Origin of the sequence: Paenibacillus sp. FSL H8-0283 (assembly GCF_045040675.1) — a bacterium.
Classification (GTDB): Bacteria; Bacillota; Bacilli; order Paenibacillales; family Paenibacillaceae; genus Paenibacillus; species Paenibacillus amylolyticus.
On the sequence record NZ_CP150295.1, the window covers coordinates 5714237 to 5736295 of the forward strand.

A 22059-nucleotide genomic window follows, 5' to 3' on the forward strand; every position below is an offset into this window, starting at 1 on the left:
CCCTGCACCCCTTTCGTCAGATTCTATTCTTCGGAGCGTGGCATTTTATCTTTACTCCACTTGGGTGCTCCTTTGTTTTTACGATCCTGGTCGCGCTCCGTGCGGCCTGTATTACCCGTTGGTTTGCTACCTGCTGGACGCGAATTGGAGATTGTAGCTCTGGTTCCCCCATTACGATTGCCCTGACCTGGTTTGCGATCTCTGGATTGTCCTGGTTTTCTGGAGAACGAATGTCCCTCAGGCCGCGTGTCCGGACGCGGGTCAGCCTCCAGTACTTTACCGCCAAAGAGTACACGTTCTGACAGTTCGATTCCGAGTTCGCGTGCGAATTTACGCATAATAAAGATCTGTGTTTCATCCACAATGGACAAAACGATACCCGAGCGTCCCATCCGGCCTGTACGACCTGCACGGTGAACATAGTGCTCCGAGTCAAAGGCAGGGTCATAGTTAATGACCATTGGCAAACCTTCAATATCCAGTCCTCTGGCAGCCACTTCGCTGGCAATCAGCAACTGAAGTTTGCCATTACGGAAGGCAGACAATACGTTACTGCGGGTCACTTTGTCAGCATCTCCATACAGCGCAGCAGCGGACAAGCCCAGATGATTCATTTTTGCTTCAACTTCACCAATATCTTCGGTTGCATTCACAAATACGATTGCCCGATCCGGATTGTACTGTCTAACCAGACGACGCAGCATGTCAATTTTGTTACGGTTTTCTTCTACAAAATAATAATGCTCAAGGCCCGCAGCCGTAGCTCGATCCGGCTCAATTCCGATCTGCACAGGCTCTTTCATCTCACGCTTTGCGAGTCCAGCCGTATGCTCATCAATAGTTGCTGACAGGAAGATCAGCTGACGGTCCCGCAATGCGCTCTTAAGTACAAAGTTCACGTCACTTACGCCGCCAAGTTGGAACACTTGGTCTGCTTCATCGATAACAATCGTAGAGACGTTGTGCATTTTTAGTTTTTTGAGTGTAATCAATTCCTTCAGTCGTCCCGGTGTACCCACAACCAATTGTGGATGCTCACGCAGCTTCTCGATCTGACGTTTAGCCGCTGCGCCTCCAATTAGACCCAATACGCCAATCTTACGTTCTTCCGCATAACGCTGCGCTTCACGTACAATTTGCATCGCCAGCTCTTGCGTAGGTGCAATAATGAGTTTCTGCGTACCTTTGATATCCATTTTGATGGATTGTAACAGTGGCAGCAGATATGCCAGCGTTTTTCCTGTTCCCGTCTGGGATTTGGATACGACATCTCGGCCTTCCAAAATAACCGGGATCGTCTGAGCCTGTACAGGTGAAGGTTCGTTAATGCCATGTTTCGCCAAAACGGCCTCCAGATCCTGTTCCACGCCAATTGAAGCAAATGTTTGATTCGTCATGTATGTCCATCCTTTTAATTTATTCATTTTGATGCTAGCCTTGCTTGTACGGATATAAACCGAAGCCTGTCATCACATTACCTTTCATTATATGCGAAAAAAGCCCGTGTACCAAATCTTATTCCAGAATTGTATGTATACACGCCAAAAAAAAGAAAAGCCCCTCGGCGGAGCCTTTCTTTCATTCCGTATATGATGCCTCGTATCACATTTACTTCTGATTCATTACACCGTGCGACAATCGATCTGCAAGACGAGGAAATAGCTGGTACAACCATATGCCAGCAGAAGCAAGTCTTGGCAGATTCACTTCTTCCTTGCGCTTTTTCATCGCCCGAATCATATGACCCGCAACGTCTTCCGGTTTCAACATCATCCAGCGTACATTATTCACATAATTGCCAGAAGGGTCAGCCCGATGGAAAAACGGTGTATCAATCGGACCTGGATTAATCGTTGTCACCATGACTCCAGTCTTGCGAAGCTCCTGACGCAGCGCATTACTAAATCCGAGTACAGCATGTTTCGTAGCTGTATAGGAAGCGGATTTGGCTGTACCGATTTTGCCAGCCATGGAGGCCACGTTCACAATCTGACCTTTGCCACGTTCCAGCATTTGTGGAAGCACTGCTTTGGTGCAGCGGACAATGCCCATGTAATTAACGTCCATCATCTCATCGAATTCCTGTACAGACATCTCTGTCATCGCTGCGAATTTCCCGTAACCTGCATTGTTCAGCAAAATGTCGATTCGTCCGTATTTATGCAATATCGCATCCACAGCTGCCTGAACCTGCTCACTATCCGTAACATCAAGTGTGAGTAATTCATGCGGCCCTTTCAGCGAGGCACCAATCTCTTCCAGCTTGTCCCGTGAACGGGCAGCCAGAATTGGGATGGCTCCTTCTTCTATCAGCATCTGCGCACACAGCGCACCGATACCACTCGATGCACCTGTGATAAACACTACCTGATCTTTCAGCATCCGTGATGTCCTCCCGTATTGAACACATATTGCCTTTTGAGGCGTATGGTTCTATTCTACGAGATCATGACCTGAATATCCATCTCACCAATGCCGTCCATCAGCAAAGGAATACTCAGTGCTTTCGTTGCACTAAATGTAGTCAGATGTTCGGACTTCATCACTTGTGGAGGTGTAATATCGACCACAACACCCTGGTTTGACAGGATCGTGCTGGCGTTACCACTGATCATATTCCCCAGTTCGGAAATCGCACTTTTGCTCATTTCATCCATTTCTGTAATGACAAAACCACCCATCATCGCAGATACAATTTTCAATGCAACTTGTTCATTAATTCCAAATACAATGTTTCCGCTAAGTTGTCCGGTCATTCCGATCACGATCCAGACATGGTCTGCAATGTACTCTACATTTTTCACGCCAAGACTCCCGGTGGAAGGCGAAACCTGGATGAGCTGTTCGAATACGTTCCGTGCCGATTCCAGGAAAGGATTAATCACTTCCGCTTTCACTGTCTATGTCCCCCTCGCACTGGGTTATTGGTCACACACCAAAAGTCCCATATTCATTAAATTTATTATACTTTATCACGTACAAGAATTCATTAAGAATTCGTTAAACCATGTGTACTATAATTTATCGTCATCCGTGGGGCAAATGTTTATAGCTGATTCTAGCGAATAAACAGCGCTTTTCACTTCTTTTGAAGAAAGCATTTCGATCATCGTGCGTGGCAAAGGGCATTTAGGACTTTATTACTGCTTTCTCACAACTGTAAAAAAAATCAAATTCTTGTATTCGCGTTTTTTTCACAGTCTCTTGAACTACTTTTGATCCTGATCATTACCTTCATTGCTCTGCTGTCCTGAATCACCTATAATTTAAGATAACGGAACAATAACCAGTTACGGGGTTACATCACACTAAACACTACATAATCAAGAAATTTTGCCTGCAAGGAGGTCACCTATGAACATAAGCCAACTGGAGACACTGATTACCATTTCCAAAACGATGAGCTTCCGCAAAGCGGGAGAACTTCTGAACCTGACCCAGCCTGCCGTCTCGGCCCAGATCAAAAGTCTGGAGGACGAATTCAGCACCGTTCTTGTGGATCGTAACCAACCCGTTACCCTGACAGACCGTGGACAGGTATTCCTGGAGCACGCTGAACGGATGCTCGATATCGTTGATGAGTTGAAACAAAAATTGTCCGATCTCGATGAAACGCCTCAGGGACGTATCGTGTTAGGCACAACAACTTCCATTGCTATTCAGATCTTGCCAAGGGTGTTATCCTATTTCCAAGATCAGTTCCCGCTGATCAAAACCAGTATCCAGTCCCTTCCTTCATCACAGATCTATACCCAGGTCGAAAATGGTCTGGTTGATATTGGTATCGGTTATCTCACGGAGCGTAATCCCAACCTGAATACATCTGTGCTGTACTATGACACATTTGAACTCGTGGTATCTCCTTCCCATCCGCTGGCGAAGAAGAAACATGCTGCAGTCGATGTGCTCCGGAGTACACCATTGATTCTGCTGTCCCCTGATACCGTAGGACGAAGGTTTACGGAAACTATCTTCAAGAAACATAATATTGAACCTAATATTGTAATGGAGTTGTCGAGCAGCGAAGAAGTGAAACGGATGGTCGAGATTGATCTCGGGGCAGCTGTCATATCCAAACAATCTGTTGCGCATGAGTTGCGTCAAGGTACATTGCGAATGATACCCTTAAGTGAGCTGGAGGTCAGTCACCCTGTTGGTGTCATCTATAAGTCCAGTCGATACCTTAACTCAGCGATGCAGCAGTTCATAAGTGACCTCAAAGGTATGCCGGAAACCCAATTCATCAGTTCAGAATGACAATGAGCCATGAGAAAGGAAGGATTCCATATGAAATTTGATCTTCATACACATCATTTTCGTTGTGGTCACGCAGACGGCAACATCCGCGATTATATAGAGGCAGGTATTAAGGTAGGACTTCAGGCCATCGGTATCTCGGATCATACGCCGTACTTTGGCAGTGAGCTTGAGCAGGCATTTCCCCGGATCGCAATGGGCAAGTCGGAATTGCAGCATTATGTGGAAGAAGTCCTTGCTTTGAAAGAAGAGTACGCTGGTAAAATCGATGTGCTGCTCGGCATTGAATCCGACTACTTCCCTGTTCATGCAGAATTGTACCGTACCACACTGGGACAGTATCCTTTTGACTATATTATTGGTTCAGTTCACCATACCGAGGATGTGAGTATCTTCAACAAAACCCGGTGGAATGGCCTAAGCAATGCTCGCAAAGTTGAAGTGAAAGAAAGTTATTATTCATTAATTCGGGAATCGGCTCGCAGCGGTATGTTCCAGATTCTTGGACATATTGATGCGATGAAAGGAAACTATCCACCTTTCTCCGATATTATCGCTGATCAGGCCATTGATGAAACGTTGCAGGTCATTGCAGGATCCAACGTAGCGATCGAAATTAACACATCTGGCAAAACCAAACTCAGCGGTGGCTGGTATCCCTCGGATGCCATTCTGGAACGCGCCCATCATTATGGAGTGAAGGTGACATTTGGATCGGATGCTCATAAACCACAGCGGGTTGCAGACGAGCTGGATGACGTTCGTACACGTCTCAAGGAGATCGGATTCACCGACTGGGTATACTTCAAGCAGAAACAGATGCAGGTTGTTCCACTGTAAAAAATAGCAAACACAAAGGCCCCCACAGCGCGCTTGTTCACGCCGTGGGGGCCTTTTATTGCCCTATATAAGGAAATATAATTATATTTTACACGATAACGGAGAGGACAGAAATAACGTGAAGAAGCGAAGCGGTCGCCTAAAAGCTTTCTGAAAGAAAGCTGCATCGGAAGCATACGCTATCCCCGGATTTCCCCTTCAAAAATATGGAAATCAAAAAAATCCGGGTATAACAGCGATCGGAAAGTTATTCTGTCATCGGAGTGGCCAGTGTAAATATTCCACAGTTAACTTATATGGACAAAAAAAATGAACCCGCTCGCGCGGGTCCCAACAGCATTATCTATTATCAAAAAGGGGGTCATGAGATAAGTTTACCCCCTGTCTGTTAGAGTTCAATTGCAGCTATATTTCAATTGTGTAACAAATGATTGAAGTTCGATTCATTCACGTTTGACTACTCTTACTCTATGTCATTGCGGCTTGTCAGATACCAGAGTTTGCAGGTCTTTTTCCTGAAGCGGGCGTACGTATTGTTCCCGATACATGCTATACACTTTAACATCCATCAGGGATTCTGATCCCTCGTCATCCTCATCATTCAGTCCGAACGAGGGAAGACTCCGCTCATAGGACATCCCTATTTTGCTTAGCACCCGTTGTGAAGATACATTGGCCTCATAACAACGTGCTTCCACCCTCCCCAGATGAAGATCGTCAAATCCAAACTGCAGCAGCCGCTGTACCGCCTCGGTAGCCACACCTCTGCCCCAACAGGACCTGTTCAGGATATAACCAATCTGTGCGGTACCATTCTGATCATTCCAGTGCTGGAATGAGGTGATCCCAATAACTTGTTCCTTGCCTCTCCAGCAGATCCCATAATGTAACGAATCCAGCTTGGCGCTGCTGCTCCGTATCTGGTTCAATAACCGTCTCGCTCGGATTGGCGTGGGCTGGCTTCCCCTATTCACATATCTTATGACTTGAGGATCGGAAAAGAGTTCCGATAATGTGCTGTAATCACTTTGACGTAATGATCGCAGGACAAGACGCTCTGTCCACAAAGCCGGCAGACCTTGAACCAGCATTTTTCGGGTAAGCATGACAATCGCTCCTTTTGCCTAAACGGGCTCTAGTCCGGTAAGACAAGCATGCTCTGATGATGATCCGGCGTAATACCATTTGAACTGATCCACGAACTTTAGTATTCGCATTTTAGTATTAATATATTGCATCATTCAATTCCTCACGCTAAAAGGTCCAGATGCTGACTACTCCTGCAGCCCGCGATAGATACCCGTACGAATCTCACGAATATAGAAATCCAATGCAGGAACATTCGCCGACTGTGCAACCTGTACTTCTCGCTCAATATCATAAGGCATCCGCACGAATTGAACATTGAACGGGGTATTGTTATCGTTGCTGTCTTCACCCTCCAGAATACAGTAGGAAGCTTGGGGAAGATCGAGTGGATTACCAACACTGCCTGCATTAAACAGTAACTTGCCGTTCATATACTGCAAGAATGCGTTATGCACATCCCCATAACCTACAACATCTGCAACACCTTGCTCAGGCTCATCAGCCGGAGGATCAAACATTGCCAACCTCTTTTCCATCGCGTCCCACGGCTGTACACGATGGTATACACTTTGAGGTGAAGCATGGACCAGACGGATGGTGCGACCGCTCAGTTGAAATTGATGACTGAAGGGTAGGCCCGCCAAGTACGCCAATCGTTCCTCACCCAGCCGCTCTGCTTGCCACGTAAAGTTCTCGTTGTCTTGGTTAACCGCAACCAGTTCATCCCAATTGCCACGGATAACAAGTTCGCACGTCGCTCTCACCTGATCCACAACCTGTACCGGTTCTGGCCCCTTGCCCACGAGGTCACCAAGACAAAAGATTCGCTCCACGCCACGACTTCGGATATCTTTTAACACTGCTTCCCAGGCAGTCATGTTGCCATGAATGTCGGATACAATCGCAATTCTTTCCATCTGGATAACCTCCATTCATGTTCAATCCTTTATGTTTTAAATTCATCTTATATTCTTTTATGTGGTTGATCCTTTAAGCTCAAACACCGTTAATTCTGGTCTGCACAGAAAACGAATGGGCAGTTGAGTCATGCCAAAACCACGATTCACATACACCGGCATCTGTGTCTGGGTGGTGTAATATACCCCCTGGACATCCGTGTAATACAACCCTTGAACATACTTGTGTGAACCTCGTGGAGTTGTCAGTGCCCCGATCCAAGGAAAACGTACCTGGCCACCATGGCTATGACCGGAAAGTTGTAATCCGAAACCATAGGGAGTGGCAATATCGGCATAATCCGGTTCATGCATAAGTAACAATTTCCACACATCATGATCCAAACCCTTGATGGCTTGGGCAGGATCAGGACTGCCTGTAAGTGCGTCATCCAGACCAGCTATGGCCAGACGTTCGCCCCCTTGTTCAATCACCACATGTTCGTTCCGTAACAAAGTGAATCCAGCTTCACGGAACATGGTTGTCACTTCATTCTGCTGTCCGCCCCGATAATCATGATTCCCCAAAACAGCAAATTTGCCATACTTCGCTTTCATGGAGGCGAGTACCGGAATACATTCACGCATCGGCTCTGCTTCCCTCTCGACGATGTCTCCGGTAAAACAAATCAAGTCCGGTCGTTGCTCCTCAATCGTTGCTGCCAGCTTCTTCAGCTCTTTCACCCCGGTATGAAAACCAAGATGGGCATCGCTGAACTGAACGACACGCAAACCGTCAAATGCCTTTGGAAACTTCGGAAGTTTCAGCGCCACTTGCTTGATCTCCAGACGACGCGGTTCCCATAACCAGGCATAACCTCCTGTAAGCAAACTGGCACCCGCTGTCATCAAAACCATACGCAATAAGAAACTTCGGCGAGAGGGATCATGATCCTTTTCTTCTCCAGGAAACACAGACTCTTCTGCACCTGATGCTTTGTGCGAGCGCTGGGACGGCGAGTTGTTGCTGCCCTGACGCGGTGTCTCTGCCATATCTCCCCCTCCTTCTACGCTCTTAATCCATCCCCTTAGTATATCATATTCTGCATGGGTAGCCCGGTTCCTCTGCTTCATTACAAAAAGAAGCCGGGATCTCCGGCATGTTGCTGCACGGGATCACGACTTCTTCTAAGTTGCAGATTACACTTCTGCACATGTTATGACGAGATTATACACCCAACCAGCGTTTGAACATATGCTTGGTCGTTTGTTTGTTCATTTCGGCAATGGAGGTTGTCAGTGGAATGCCTTTTGGACAGGATTGCACACAGTTCTGTGAGTTACCACAGCCCTCAATGCCTCCGTCTTCCATCAACGCTTCCAGACGATCGTCGGCGTTCATCTCCCCTGTTGGGTGAGCGTTGAACAGGCGCACTTGGGACAGTGCTGCTGGACCGATAAAGTCTGTTTTCTCATTGACGTTCGGGCATGCCTCCAGACATACTCCACATGTCATGCATTTGGACAGCTCATATGCCCACTGACGCTTCTTCTCAGGCATCCGTGGACCTGGACCGAGGTCATAGGTACCATCGATCGGAATCCATGCTTTTACTCGTTTCAGGGCGCTAAACATCCGGCTACGGTCGATGACCAAGTCACGAACCACTGGGAATGTCTTCATCGGTTCGATACGAACAGGCTGTTCGAGCTTGTCGATCAGGGCTGCACATGCTTGACGTGGCTTGCCGTTGATGACCATGGAGCAGGCACCGCAGACTTCTTCGAGACAGTTGGAATCCCAGCACACGGGAGCAATGGATTTGCCATCTGTATTGACCGGGTTCCGCTGAATCTCCATCAGGGCGCTGATCACATTCATGTTGGGACGGTACGGAAGCTCAAATTCTTCGTTGTACGAAGATGACTCCGGGCTATCCTGACGGGTGATGATAAACTTGACGGTTTTGTTGGCTGTAGCTTGTTCCGCCATATCGTAGTCCCCTCCTCTGGTGACGATGATTGGTGTTGCTGATGCGCAAAGTTAGTCTTTTGGTGCACAGGAGACGCTTCGTCAGCGGAATGCCCCTCTGATCGCTGTTATCCCCGGATTTTTTTGATCAACCCTTCACAGGGTTAAAATCCGGTGATAAAGGCGAGCGCTTCGCTTCTTCTGGGCATTTCCGCTTCTTCCGCTATGTTGTGCACTGGGTAACTTTGCTGGAAAACTGCACTCCATTCATGCTGGAGGCAGTATTGAAGTTCTGAAGCATCGCTAGGGCTTTGCTTCTTCTGGGTCTTTCCTTCACTTTGATGGCAGTAACTTTGAAGAAGCTTTGCTTCTCCAAAGTTCTCCTGCCTTCTTCGTTCAGGTGCTTAATATTTAACCTTATAAATAAATCCGTGATATTTAATCCTTGGAGTAATCCCGGATACGTGGTGGGATCAAGGATACGTCTACTGGCTCGTACGAGATTTTCGGGCCTTCCTTCGACCAACTTGCGATAGTCGTTTTCAGGAACTCTTCGTCATTACGTTCCGTGAATTCCGGTTTGTAATGCGCGCCGCGGCTTTCGTTACGCAGCAGTGCACCGAGAGTCATTGCTTCTGCCAATTCAATCATGTTCCACAGTTGGCGAGTGAATGCTGCGCTCGGGTTATTCCAACCAGAGCTGTCATACATGTTGATTTTGCCATAACGCTCTTTCAATTCCTTGATCTTGCCAATCGTGGCTTCAAGCTTGTCGTTGTAGCGCACAACCGTCATATTGGCTGTCATCCACTCGCCAAGCTCTTTATGGATGACATAGGCATTTTCCGTGCCCTGCATTTTCAAGATGCCTTCGTACTTGTCGCTTTGTTGTTTGGTGTGTTTCTCAAATACGGAAGATGGGATATCAGCGGACGATTTTTTAAGTCCTTTGATATATTCAGCCGCTTTTGGTCCAGCCACCATACCACCATAGATCGCAGATACCAATGAGTTTGCACCCAGACGGTTCGCACCATGGTATTGATATTCACATTCACCAGCTGCGAACAGCCCCGGAATGTTAGTCATTTGATTGTAATCTACCCACATGCCGCCCATGGAATAATGGACTGCCGGGAAGATTTTCATTGGGATTTTACGCGGGTCATCACCCATGAACTTCTCATAGATCTCAATGATTCCGCCGAGTTTAACATCCAGTTCCTTCGGATCTTTGTGCGACAGGTCGAGATAAACCATGTTCTCGCCGTTCACACCCAGACCCATATCTACGCAGACGCTGAAGATTTCACGAGTCGCGATATCACGTGGAACCAGGTTACCGTAGGATGGATATTTTTCTTCAAGGAAGTACCAAGGTTTTCCGTCTTTGTACGTCCAGATCCGTCCACCTTCACCACGCGCGGATTCAGACATGAGACGTAGCTTGTCATCCCCTGGAATGGCTGTTGGGTGAATCTGAATGAACTCCCCGTTTGCGTAATTTACACCTTGTTGATACACCGCACTTGCCGCTGTACCTGTGTTAATTACAGAGTTGGTCGTTTTACCGAAGATGATCCCCGGACCACCACTCGCCAGAATAACCGCTTCTGCCGGGAAGGTCTGTACCTTCATCGTTTTCAGATCCTGAGCCACGATCCCGCGACATACGCCTTCATCATCCAAAACTGCCTGCAGGAACTCCCAGTTCTCATATTTCGTAACCAAGCCAGCTGCTTCCCAGCGACGTACCTGCTCGTCTAATGCATAGAGCAATTGTTGTCCTGTTGTCGCTCCGGCAAACGCCGTACGGTGATGCTTCGTTCCCCCGAAACGACGGAAATCAAGCAAACCTTCCGGTGTCCGGTTGAACATTACGCCCATACGGTCCATCAAGTGAATGATGCCAGGTGCTGCTTCGCACATCGCTTTAACAGGAGGTTGGTTCGCAAGGAAGTCACCGCCGTATACCGTATCGTCAAAGTGTACCCATGGGGAGTCACCCTCACCCTTGGTATTTACCGCTCCATTAATGCCGCCTTGTGCGCATACAGAGTGGGATCGTTTAACAGGAACCAGTGAAAATAAATGAACATGGACTCCGGCTTCAGCCGATTTGATCGCCGCCATCAATCCCGCGAGACCGCCGCCCACAATAATTACATTCGTTGATGCCATTGCTGTTCACTCCCTTATAAGTCAGCATTTATACGCTAAATGCTTAAATTAGAACTGTTTTTACTGCGTCAATCATCGAAGTAGCTGTTTGGAAATCAATGCTCCGGAAAGCAAATAGTGAAGCAATAAACATGATGGAAACAATAGCGAACAAGCTCATACATACGTAAGAGGATACACGTTGCGCACGCGGACCAACCGTAATTCCCCAGCTAACGAGGAACGACCACAGACCATTGGCAAAGTGATATGACGCCGCAACCACACTGATCATATATATCGCAAAGGTTATCGGATTCGTCACCGCATCATGTATGACGCCGCCAATCTCTTCATGGGATACATTACCCAGCGCAATCTGTACTCGCGTCTCCCATACGTGCCAGATGACGAATACAAACGTAATAATACCGCTTACCCTCTGTAACGTGTAGCGCCAGTTGCGCTCATTACCGTAACGCCCAACATTAGGCTTGGCCTGATAGGCAATGTAAAGACCATAAACACCGTGATAGAACAACGGCAACCAGATAAGTAATGCCTCAATTACAATAACAAGAGGCAAACCGTTCAGAAATGCAACGGCACCGTAAAAAGCTTCTTTGCCGCCTTCAACTGCCGTGAAGTTCGTCACCAAATGCTCAACAAAAAACAAACTGAGCGGAATGACGCCAAGCAAGGAGTGCAGCTTTCTGGAGTAAAACCCTTTCATAAAATGTCGATCCCCTTTCGCTAAATACAACGTTTTCATAAATGATTTCACTTATCATGACACGAATCCTTTTCCATGAAAAGGTTCGACAAATTGTTCCGTTTTCCCCAGGTGTGAACAACTTGTGTCACGGTTCATGTTACTCCTTTTTTTCTTATAAGGGAATTGCAATATAATTATTAAATGTTATAACCTATAGGTATAAGCAGTGAAACATTGGGTTTACAGGCTATACAACATGGAAAACGATTGAGCAAGGGCAAGAATCACATTCATGGAAAAGAGGTTATTGTTCATGTTTGAGGAGTTAAATGCATTTGCAGCGGTCGTGGAGCAGTCCAGCCTGAACCGTGCATCCAAGTTACTGAACTTGTCCCAACCTGCACTCTCACGCAAAATCGCCAAATTGGAGGATGAACTCGGAGTTGCCCTGTTCCACCGCCGTGGCAAACGGCTGGAGTTAACCAGTGTAGGCCAGTTCACCTATACCTACGCTGTAGAACAGAAGCAGCAACAACAGAAGTTCCTCACCATGCTGGCCCAGTATAAAGACGAAGAACAGAGCACCATTACACTTGGAGCCAGTCTGACGACGCTTCAAACTACGTTACCACCTCTCGTCAATGCCTTTATGGAGAAACATCCAAATGCCGAACTGAAACTGTTGACGGGTAAAACACATGAGATTGTCTCGTTTGTGCGTGACAAAAAAGCCGATGTGGGCATTGTCGCCTCCTCCATCAGCGAAGTGGGGCTTAACTGTGTGCCGCTATTCGACGATCACCTAGAACTGGTTGTGCCTCTCACACACCCCTTGTCCGGTAAGGAAGCCGGGATGGAACATTTGCAGGATCTGCCGATGATCACGTTCTCCAAAGGCACCTGGTATCGCAAATTAACGGACGATCTCTTCCAGCGCTGTGCCGTGATGCCGGATATTCGCATGGAGATTGATTCCTTCGAAGCGATCATCCGACTTCTGCCTTCCGCCAAAGCTGCTGCTCTATTGCCCAAGTCATATCTTCGTCCACAATTGCTCGCGGACAATGATCTTGTTTCTGTTCATTTGCCTCAATTACAGCAGACCCGCAGAACAACTTGTATGATCTATGGGGAAAAAGAGGACCTCAGCGAGACCTCCAGACAATGGGTCAAGGAGACGGCTGCACTCTTTACAGCAAAGGCGCCATTGCCCTCACGGAGGGCTACGACGCCTTTGCCTTGATCTGAAACAGCCAGGCTCTAACGTCTGGCTTCCATATTTAACTCATGATAATTATCAGCTCTCTTGGCTGATAACCTCTTCTTCAAATCGGTCGATATCTGCATTATTACCAATAATGACCATGATATCCCCCATTTGAAGCGAATCCAGTGCCGTCGGAGCGATAATGACCCCAGCTTCTTTCTGTAATGCCACAATGCTGCAACCAAAACGTACACGTGCATTCAGGGTCGAAAGGGTTTTGTTGTGCAGACAGGCGGGAACCTTCATCTCGACAATACTGTAATCATTGGATAATTCAATGTAATCCAGCAAGTTCGGGGTAACCAGCTGGTGGGCAACCCGAATACCCATATCCCGCTCAGGATAAACGACACGATCAATCCCCAGTTTATCCAATGCGCGTCCGTGAAGGACGGATATGGCCTTGGCCACGACCGTCTTGACGCCCAGCTCTTTTAACAGAATCGCGGTGAGAATGCTCGTCTGAATATCATCCCCGATAGCAACGATACAGCAGTCAAAATTTCGAATACCCAGGGAGCGTAGCACTTCCTCATCTGTGGCATCGGCTACAACGGCATGGGTGACCAATTCACTAATGTCTTCGACGACTTCTTCATTTTTATCGATCCCGAGCACCTCGTAGCCGAGTTCCATTAATTCCTGTGCCAGACTGGAGCCAAACCGCCCAAGCCCAATCACCGCAAACTGCTGTGTTTTCATTGTTCTTCACGAACCCCTTATCCAAATCAATTTCAAAACTCACTAAAAATAGATTTATCCAATAATCATTTTGCCTTCCGGATACCTGTATAACTCTTTACCCTTTTTCTGCCCAAGTGCATACGCTAATGTGATCGGTCCAAGCCTTCCTGCAAACATCGTAAAACAGATCAGGAGTTTGCCCAATGTAGTCAGTTTCAGCGTCAGTCCGAGCGATAATCCAACGGTACCAAAGGCCGATGTTGTTTCAAATAAGATCATCATAAAACTGGCGTCTTCTGTGGTACTTAATGCCATCGTTACAGCTATGATGAACAAGAGTGCCAGCAATGTAATGGTAAGCGCCTTGAAGATCCGTTCCTGTACGAGCCGGTAGCGGAAAAACACGATATCTTCACGTCCACGCATCATGGCGATGACCGCTCCAGCCATAATCATAAATGTCGTTGTTTTGATCCCGCCTCCGGTAGAACCCGGCGAAGCACCAATGAACATCAGAATGATCATAAAGAACTGTGTTGCCTGTCTCAGCCCGGCAATATCTACCGTATTGGCTCCTGCTGTTCGCGGCGTAACGGACTGGAAGAATGAACCGAGAATTTTGCCACCCCAGTTCAGGCCACCCAGTGTCCGTGGATTGCTGAATTCAAATACGAAAATGACAAGTGCACCAAACACAATTAACAATCCAGTCATTAACAGTACAACTTTGGAGTGCAGAGACAGCTTCCGCGTTTTGCGGTAATCCACCAGGTCTGACAACACTACAAAACCGATACCGCCAGAGACAATTAGGAACATTGCTGTAAAATTAACCAACGGGTCATACACATAACCGGTCAGACTGCGGAAATCCCCAAACATATCAAAGCCCGCATTGTTGAACATGGAGATCGCATGCCAATAGCCATAATAGATCGCCTGTCCAATCGGCATGTCGAACGACCAGCGAATGGCAAACAGTGTGCCACATATGCCTTCGATAATGAGTGAGTAGATCACAACTTTACGGATCAGCCGGACGATGCCCTCCATCGTGCTCTGATTCATCGCTTCCTGTAGAATCAACCGCTCTCTAAGCGAAATCCGCCGTTTGAACGCAATGGCAACCAATGTGGACATTGTCATGAAGCCCAGTCCGCCAATCTGAATCAGAATGGCGATCACAACCTGACCCAGCACCGAGAAATGAGTCCCTGTATCGACCACAACCAAACCAGTGACACAAACAGCCGAAGTTGCTGTAAAGAGCGCATCAATAAATGCAAGACTGTCACCGTTACGGTTGGATGCCGGAAGCATTAACAACAGTGTGCCTACCAATATAATGCCAGCAAACCCTAACACAAGAATACGGGGTGGCGATAATCGCATCCATTGCACATTCAGTTTCACTTGAGTATCTTCCACCTCTTCTAAAATGAAAATAACTCCACACCCGTGGAGCCTTCTTCATTTGAAATGCTGTTCCCAAACGTTAAACAAGTATGATTCAGATTAAAACGACATATATAATGAAGTTGGAATATATCCTATTCGTTCCCTTGTTGGGCGAAAGACATGCGAATCATTGCACATTTGTTTCAAAATTATAAGCGCTGCGACGTTTGTAGACAAAACGTTTTTTGTGTAAATCGGATCGAATTCAGCCAAAAAGGGAAGAACTCAGATATGGCGACGGATGGATCAGATTCTTTCGGTCCTTTTCATTCATTTTCAAGGATTTACACCTGTTTTCGTTACATCATTGGCATTCGGTGCTTGGCCTGTGCTATGTTAACTTTAATATCCATATTAGTGCGTGTTCAAAAAGGGCGGTTTTCAGTACCAAGAAGATGGGATGAAGATAGAAACTTTTTGAACTACCTCTATCAATAAAGGAGGAACACCATTACATGAATCCCTTAGGGCAGCCTTTGCAACTCAAGGCTAACTTCAAGCGGCTGGGGTTGCTTGCGGCGATTGGCCTGATTCTATTTTTTGTATTTCAGATCTTTCCTGCTACCTCATCACAAACGACAGAAATTTCGTCTACGTCCTTCATAACCAAGGAGCAGGCGAAGCAATCCGCACGATCATTCGCAGCTTCTGTGAATGACTATACACTGCCAAATGATGATGCAAAAACCCTGGTCACCTACCAGACACATTCGGATATCTACGGGTATATGGCCAAAACCAAACAACTTGATACCTATAACCAGAAATGGGAAACAAGCTATCCTTACGATGTATTCCGCGTTCGTTTGCCTGATCAAGACAAGGGCGGTTATCTTAATGTTGACGTACATATGAAAACAGGAAAAGTCGTCGGCTTCAAACGAGAACTACCTTCTTCACTCTATACCGCCATTGAGGCGGAGCAGGTTAGTGGACGAGTGACCACATCGCAAGTACTTGCTGAAGGCAATATGTCTCTGGACGAGAAACAACAGCTCGCGGCTGGCGTTCTGACCGAATTCGGTTATGAAGTGCCGGTACTTCAACTGGAGACTCGCGATGGTGAAGCGGGACTGAAGTATGTGGATTCTGAAAAAGCCATTGGAGACTCTAAGCTTGAATTGAATTTTACGTTTGAAGAGGGTGCGGTACGATCCTTCGATCCTGGATTCTCTGTCCCTGAATCCCATACCGATTATGTGAAAGATCAAACGCGCCAAGCTAATTGGATGACCTATGGCGGCTATGCATTCCTGACCTTTGTTCTGGGCGTGCTGGCAATCATCTATAGCATTCTGACCCGAGCACATACGTCTTTCAAACGCGGGATCATTCTCTCGCTGGTGTATTTCGCAGCTTCGGTAATTGGTACGCTGAACATGATTCCACTCTTTCAGGCACAAGGGCTCTCCAGCTTCATGTTAGCGTTCCTGATGTTAATGCAGGCGGGAATTACACTGGTCATGAGTGCAACCATCTATCTGTCTCTTGTTGCTGGTGACGGCATGTGGCGCAAAATAGGTCTGAACCCATGGCCTCGTGCCAAAGAACCCGGATATGGAAAATATGTACTTCACAGCATGGTTGCTGGTTACCTGTGGGCATTCATTCTACTGGGTGTGCAATCCATCCTGTTCTTCATTCTGGAGCGAAGCATTGGCACATGGTCAACGACGTCAGCAGATCAATCTACATTTAATATGACCTATGCCTGGCTCTTCCCGATCATGGCTTGGATGGCCGGTATTGGTGAAGAAACTGTTTATCGACTGTTCGGCATTCGCATGATGCAAAAGATTGTGCGTAACACGTTTATTGCCTGTTTGATTCCAACCATCATTTGGGCACTTGGACACACATTGTATCCGATCTATCCAGTAATCACCCGTCCCATTGAGCTGTTGGTGATTGGATTGCTGTTCAGTCTGATCATGCTGCGTCACGGCTTCATTGCCGTTGTATTCGCCCATGTGATCTTCGACAGCTTGTTGATGGGACTCAGCTTGGTCTTTATGGGCGATGCCCTGAATATGACAGCTGGACTCTTCTGGATTGCACTGCCGGCCATCGTTGGATATGTGGTCTACAAATTCAATCCAAAACAAAAAGAGAAGCCGTATGTTACGACTCCTCATCCCGAAGTGCTGCAATAATCTGATTTGCCAGTTTGTCACCAATAGATAGAGGCCGGAAGTCTTCAACGCTGGCCTCTTTTATTTTGCGCAAAGAGCCAAAATGCTTCAACAGCAACTTACGCCGCTTTTCTCCAATACCCGGAATGGCATCCAAACGTGATGTCACCATCGATTTGCCACGCTGTTCCCGGTGGAACGAGATCGCAAAACGGTGGACCTCTTCCTGTATCCGCTGCAACAGGTAGAATTCCTGACTATCCCGTGGCAGGGAGATGACTTCCGGTGGATTACCGATCATCAACTGCGAAGTCTTATGCTTCGCATCCTTCACCAGACCACATACCGGAATAAACAGCCCCAGCTCATTTTCCAAAATATCGACCGCAGCCGAGATCTGTCCTTTACCACCATCGACCACAATCAGGTCAGGCTGGGTCAGGTTTTCTTTTAATACCCGTTCGTAACGGCGCCGGATGACCTCTCTCATCGTTTCATAGTCATCCGGCCCTTCAACCGAACGGACCTTGTACTTCCGATATTCCTTCTTATCCGGTTTACCATCGGTAAATACGATCATGGCAGATACCGGGTTTGTACCCTGAATATTCGAGTTATCAAACGCTTCAATACGGTGAAGCTGATCCAATCCAATAAAACGTCCCAGTCCTTCGGCAGCTTTGGATGTACGTTCTTCATTTCGCTCAATCAAACGGAACTTCTCTTCCAATGCCACACGTGCGTTATCCACAGCCATCGTGATCATCTGGCGTTTCAATCCACGTTGCGGAATGAGCACTTTGATCTCCAACCACTCCTGTAAAGCAGCAGCAACCTGAGTTGGGTCTTCCAGTCCTGATGGAAGCTTTTCATTTGAAGCAGTTATATCCATTATTGATTCATCCTCTTGCATACTATCAGGTTGTTCACCTTCTGCATCTGTGGAACCTCCGTAAGCTGCACGAGTCTCAGCAACCAGTGGCTGGGAAGCGTTACTGCGCTCCACTTGTCCCATCTGCTCGAATTCTACCGTAACTGCGGCAGGCACCGATCCCTCAGCATCAGATACTGTATCCAAACTTTCGTTATCCGTTGCAAGATCCTTGGGCATTTCCGGCAACAAAATTTCTTGTGGCAATGCCGGATTATCGCTGTAATACTGTGTTACATAGGACATGAAGTCACTATACGCCTCACCGTAAAACGGGAAGGTTGATACGTGACGTTCAATCATTTTACCCTGACGCATATATAGAATCTGGACACACATCCAGCCTTTATCAATGGCAAAACCAAATACATCACGGTCTCTGGCATCGGCCATCGTAATTTTCTGTTTTTCCATCATCGCATCGATGGCGATCACCTGGTCGCGCAGTTCCTTGGCTCGTTCAAAATAAAGATCTTCCGCGGCCTCCTGCATCTTACGCTGCAAATCCTTCTTGATCTCTTCGTGACCACCGCTCAGAAATGAACCAATCTCTTGGGAAATCTGGTCGTACTGCTCCTTCTCCACTTCCTTCACACAAGGGGCGAGACACTGTCCCATGTGATAGTACAGGCACACTTCTTTGGGCATTACACCACATTTGCGCAGTGGATACATGCGGTCGAGCAGTTTTTTTGTTTGGTGTGCCGCATACGAGTTCGGATAAGGTCCGAAGTATTTGGCTTTATCTTTCAGCACACGCCGGGTTACTTCCAACCGGGGGTGCTTTTCATTGGTAATTTTAAGATATGGGAATGTCTTGTCATCCTTGAGCAACACGTTATACCGCGGCATATGTTTCTTGATCAAGTTACACTCCAGAATGAGTGCTTCCATGTTACTGCCCGTCACGATATATTCGAAATCACGGATTTCGGACACCAGACGCTGCGTCTTTCCGTTATGACTGCCGATAAAATAAGAGCGTACGCGGTTCTTCAACACTTTGGCCTTACCTACGTAGATAATGGTGCCTTCACTGTTTTTCATCAGGTAACATCCAGACATGTCTGGCAGCAAAGCGAGCTTGTGACGAATCTGCTCCAATGCCTTCTCCTGATCCTGCAAATCATTGATGAATTGGTCCATAATTCGGTGAATCCTCCTTCCCGAAAAAGCTGAAATCCTCACGTTACATGAAATACTCCGACGACAGAATGATCTTTCGATCGCCGTAATTCACACGAACACTACGATAACAGAACAACCTTCCAATCGCTGTTATCCCCAGATTTTTTGATTCCCTTTTACAAGGGGAAAATCCGGTGATAAAGGCGAACGCTTCACTTTTTCAGGTTTTTTCTGTTCTCTCCGCTATTGTGTGAGTAATTAATGCAATACATATTAAAAAGTGAAACTCGGATAAAAATTGCAACGGCTATGCTTCTACAGTTCATTTCTGTCTTCTTCGTTAAACATGTAAATTTCCAGTTTCATTTTATATAAAGAGTATACTTTATATTGTCCTATATAAAGGTATTCGACGCAAAACGCCCCCGGCATGTAAACCGGAGGCGTATGTGTAAGCCTGTAAATTATTGGTGTTTTGCGATAATTCCTTTGAGTGCATCTTTCGAATTCAGACCAACCACTTTATCTACCGGTTGACCGTCTTTGAAGAAGATCAAAGTTGGAATGCTCATTACGCCAAAGCGGGAAGCAGATTCCGGATTTTCATCCACGTTAACTTTAGCAATTTTCACTGCATCGCCAACTTCTGTGGACAGCTCTTCCAGGATTGGAGCGAGCATTTTACAAGGACCACACCAAGGCGCCCAGAAATCAACAAGAACCGTTCCTTCGCCTTCTACTTCAGCGTTGAAGGATTGATCGGATACGTTAACAATAGCCATGAAATTGTCCTCCTTATATATACTTACGGTTTATTTTAACCTGTAACGTCGTGAACGACACTTCCAGTATAACACAGGTACGTCAAACTTGTGAATTGAACGCTGCAATGTTCATCTTCCCAACATCAAATCTTCACAATTACAGGATGTAACATACTAACTGCAAAATCTTTACAAACGCTTTCTTTTCCAAGTATACTAAAATTACTCCGGGTTTCAGCCCCCATACGGGCAAGCTGTTTCCCCATAAGGAGGCAATAACATGGATGCAAATGTGCGGATCAGCGACCCGCGTGAACATGTGAACGAGGAACCCCGCAACGATCTATTTGATCTGATCGCGGGTGTTGCCGGCATGGCTGGCCTGATGACAGTGATCTTTTTCGGTATGGTTATCTTCAAATTCCTCACCGAATAGGACACTCACAGGTCTCACGCAGGACCAGAAAAGCCCGGTTTTCGCGACAATGCGAAAGCCAGGCTTTTTTTGGGACTACTTTAGCTTTTGATTACAATCAGCTCAGCTTCTAAATCGTAAGCTCCACCGATAATTTGAAGATTAACCTTGTCCAGAACCTTTTGGTTCAATTAGATCGGTTTAACGTTTACCGCGCTGATTCTCACCCCGAACGGAGATAACATCCACAAATGGACGAATCCGGTCCATGAGACGCTGCCCTTTATTCATTTCCTCGCCGTCCCGGTTGGTGAAACTAAGGTGTTTCTCCAGCCCATCCAGATTGTAATTGGACGTATAGAACGTAGGTTTACGATTCATCCGATAGTTCAGAATGGACCCCATCACATGATCCCGAACCCAAGGGTTCAGATTCTCTGCCCCGATATCATCAAAGATGAGCAGATCACAACTTTTCAAAATATCCGTCATTTCCTTCAGCTTCTGTCCTTCACTGATCATGGATTTCAGATCCTCCACAAAGTCAGGCATATAGATGATGACACCCGTGTGACCTGCAACCGCCAGTTCATGCAGCAGATAACACATCAGAAACGTCTTACCCGTCCCGAATGTTCCTTCCAGAAACAGTCCTTGCGGAGATAATCCATTCTCCTTGGTCTCCCTAATATAACGAAGCACCTGATTTACTGCCGGAGCACGCATCCGATCCTTGCCCATAATCTCAACGTCATTGTATCCGGCACTGAGCGCACGCTCGTCCACATAGAAACTGCGAATGCGTTGCTTAATAATATGTTCATTTTGCCGGGCGATATGTTTGGAACAAGGCGCTTTTATATCTATGATTTCGGGTTTACCGTTAAAATGTTCTACTTCCAGTTTGCAAAAGTGGCCCTGAAAATCGTTAGGACAGTTGTCGAGTCCCGGACAATTCGCACAGTTCTTAGAGTCTTTGGCGTACTGAAACAGCTTGCTCAGATCAGTCATGAGCTGTGCATCTTGCAGTTCAGGATGACCTGCGCGGAATTCGCGTACGTACGGATTTTCCATCAATTCCGCCGCAATCCGCCGCGATTGCTCACGAAAGGCAGGGTTCAGCTGCTGAAGCAGTCCTCCCAAGGATTCCATGGCTTCAAGCCCCCTTAATGTTTCAATATAGAATGAACAATGAAGTGTACCTGTGACCATCTTGATGGCATAGGAACTTTCGATCATTTGCAATTCTACTGTTCATTCTATAGAAAAACAACCAATAACTCAACTCATAGATCTGGTAAATAGCGTAACCCTTCTGCCACCGTACGTAATGCCTAGTTTATAGTACACT

19 protein-coding genes are annotated in these 22059 nt (G+C 46.7%); 5 read left to right on the forward strand and 14 right to left on the reverse strand.

The features are described from left to right. Positions 1-23 precede the first annotated feature (23 nt). From MHI52_RS25235 to MHI52_RS25245, 3 genes are all read right to left on the reverse strand, one after another. A complete protein-coding gene (locus tag MHI52_RS25235) occupies positions 24-1397 on the reverse strand; it encodes a DEAD/DEAH box helicase (protein WP_405157850.1) in 1374 nt (457 codons plus the stop codon). A 211-nt stretch (positions 1398-1608) separates the two neighbouring features. Further along, on the reverse strand, positions 1609-2382 hold the full coding sequence (locus MHI52_RS25240) for an SDR family oxidoreductase (protein WP_047841269.1): 774 nt from the start codon (positions 2380-2382) through the stop codon (positions 1609-1611). 56 nt (positions 2383-2438) lie between these two features. Beyond that, positions 2439-2897 (reverse strand): chemotaxis protein CheX, encoded by a 459-nt coding sequence (locus MHI52_RS25245; protein ID WP_036605799.1) that lies wholly within the window; start codon positions 2895-2897, stop codon positions 2439-2441. Between the two features lie 457 nt (positions 2898-3354). On the opposite strand from MHI52_RS25245, the gene MHI52_RS25250 reads away from it, so the two are divergent. Both MHI52_RS25250 and MHI52_RS25255 read left to right on the forward strand, forming a co-directional pair. Continuing rightward, a complete protein-coding gene (locus MHI52_RS25250) occupies positions 3355-4257 on the forward strand; it encodes a LysR family transcriptional regulator (protein ID WP_036605798.1) in 903 nt (300 codons plus the stop codon). Positions 4258-4287: 30 nt separating this feature from the next. Further along, positions 4288-5097: a histidinol-phosphatase gene (locus MHI52_RS25255; RefSeq protein ID WP_340028418.1), complete on the forward strand. Its 810-nt coding sequence runs from the start codon at positions 4288-4290 to the stop codon at positions 5095-5097. A 473-nt stretch (positions 5098-5570) separates the two neighbouring features. Here the strand turns inward: MHI52_RS25255 and MHI52_RS25260 are convergent, their stop codons facing one another. The 6 genes from MHI52_RS25260 to MHI52_RS25285 form a co-directional block, all read right to left on the reverse strand. Further along, positions 5571-6203, reverse strand: coding sequence for a GNAT family N-acetyltransferase (locus MHI52_RS25260; protein WP_053061418.1), 633 nt, complete (start codon positions 6201-6203; stop codon positions 5571-5573). Between the two features lie 168 nt (positions 6204-6371). Further along, complete coding sequence (locus MHI52_RS25265; RefSeq protein ID WP_405157851.1) at positions 6372-7103, reverse strand: metallophosphoesterase family protein; 732 nt, start codon at positions 7101-7103, stop codon at positions 6372-6374. 57 nt (positions 7104-7160) lie between these two features. Further along, complete coding sequence (locus tag MHI52_RS25270) at positions 7161-8135, reverse strand: metallophosphoesterase (protein ID WP_405157852.1); 975 nt, start codon at positions 8133-8135, stop codon at positions 7161-7163. Between the two features lie 175 nt (positions 8136-8310). After that, the gene (sdhB, locus tag MHI52_RS25275) at positions 8311-9075 is read right to left on the reverse strand and encodes a succinate dehydrogenase iron-sulfur subunit (protein WP_036605794.1); all 765 of its coding nucleotides are present in this window, start codon (positions 9073-9075) and stop codon (positions 8311-8313) included. A 417-nt stretch (positions 9076-9492) separates the two neighbouring features. After that, on the reverse strand, positions 9493-11235 hold the full coding sequence (sdhA, locus tag MHI52_RS25280; RefSeq protein ID WP_036673387.1) for a succinate dehydrogenase flavoprotein subunit: 1743 nt from the start codon (positions 11233-11235) through the stop codon (positions 9493-9495). A gap of 43 nt (positions 11236-11278) precedes the next feature. Further along, complete coding sequence (locus MHI52_RS25285) at positions 11279-11947, reverse strand: succinate dehydrogenase cytochrome b558 subunit (RefSeq protein WP_036605792.1); 669 nt, start codon at positions 11945-11947, stop codon at positions 11279-11281. Between the two features lie 295 nt (positions 11948-12242). Between MHI52_RS25285 and MHI52_RS25290 the strand changes: the two genes are divergently transcribed. Further along, complete coding sequence (locus MHI52_RS25290; RefSeq protein ID WP_036673385.1) at positions 12243-13172, forward strand: LysR family transcriptional regulator; 930 nt, start codon at positions 12243-12245, stop codon at positions 13170-13172. 54 nt (positions 13173-13226) lie between these two features. Here MHI52_RS25290 and MHI52_RS25295 read toward each other — a convergent pair whose 3' ends face one another. Further along, positions 13227-13898, reverse strand: a complete 672-nt coding sequence (locus MHI52_RS25295) for a TrkA family potassium uptake protein (protein WP_017692455.1) — start codon at positions 13896-13898, stop codon at positions 13227-13229. 54 nt (positions 13899-13952) lie between these two features. Beyond that, on the reverse strand, positions 13953-15272 hold the full coding sequence (locus MHI52_RS25300) for a TrkH family potassium uptake protein (protein ID WP_047841360.1): 1320 nt from the start codon (positions 15270-15272) through the stop codon (positions 13953-13955). Positions 15273-15793: 521 nt separating this feature from the next. Here MHI52_RS25300 and MHI52_RS25305 point away from each other — a divergent pair. Then, on the forward strand, positions 15794-17491 hold the full coding sequence (locus MHI52_RS25305) for a CPBP family intramembrane glutamic endopeptidase (RefSeq protein WP_405157853.1): 1698 nt from the start codon (positions 15794-15796) through the stop codon (positions 17489-17491). Here the strand turns inward: MHI52_RS25305 and uvrC are convergent. Both uvrC and trxA read right to left on the reverse strand, forming a co-directional pair. Beyond that, entirely contained in the window at positions 17460-19547 is a 2088-nt protein-coding gene (gene uvrC, locus MHI52_RS25310; protein ID WP_405157854.1) for an excinuclease ABC subunit UvrC, read from the reverse strand. The genes MHI52_RS25305 and uvrC overlap by 32 nt on opposite strands. 446 nt (positions 19548-19993) lie before the next feature. Further along, the gene (gene trxA / locus MHI52_RS25315; RefSeq protein WP_017692451.1) at positions 19994-20311 is read right to left on the reverse strand and encodes a thioredoxin; all 318 of its coding nucleotides are present in this window, start codon (positions 20309-20311) and stop codon (positions 19994-19996) included. 262 nt (positions 20312-20573) lie between these two features. Here trxA and MHI52_RS25320 point away from each other — a divergent pair, with 262 nt between their 5' ends. Continuing rightward, the gene (locus MHI52_RS25320) at positions 20574-20729 is read left to right on the forward strand and encodes a hypothetical protein (RefSeq protein WP_017692450.1); all 156 of its coding nucleotides are present in this window, start codon (positions 20574-20576) and stop codon (positions 20727-20729) included. Positions 20730-20909: 180 nt separating this feature from the next. Here the strand turns inward: MHI52_RS25320 and dnaI are convergent, their stop codons facing one another. Further along, positions 20910-21860 (reverse strand): primosomal protein DnaI, encoded by a 951-nt coding sequence (dnaI, locus tag MHI52_RS25325; RefSeq protein ID WP_076319793.1) that lies wholly within the window; start codon positions 21858-21860, stop codon positions 20910-20912. Positions 21861-22059: the final 199 nt, after the last annotated feature.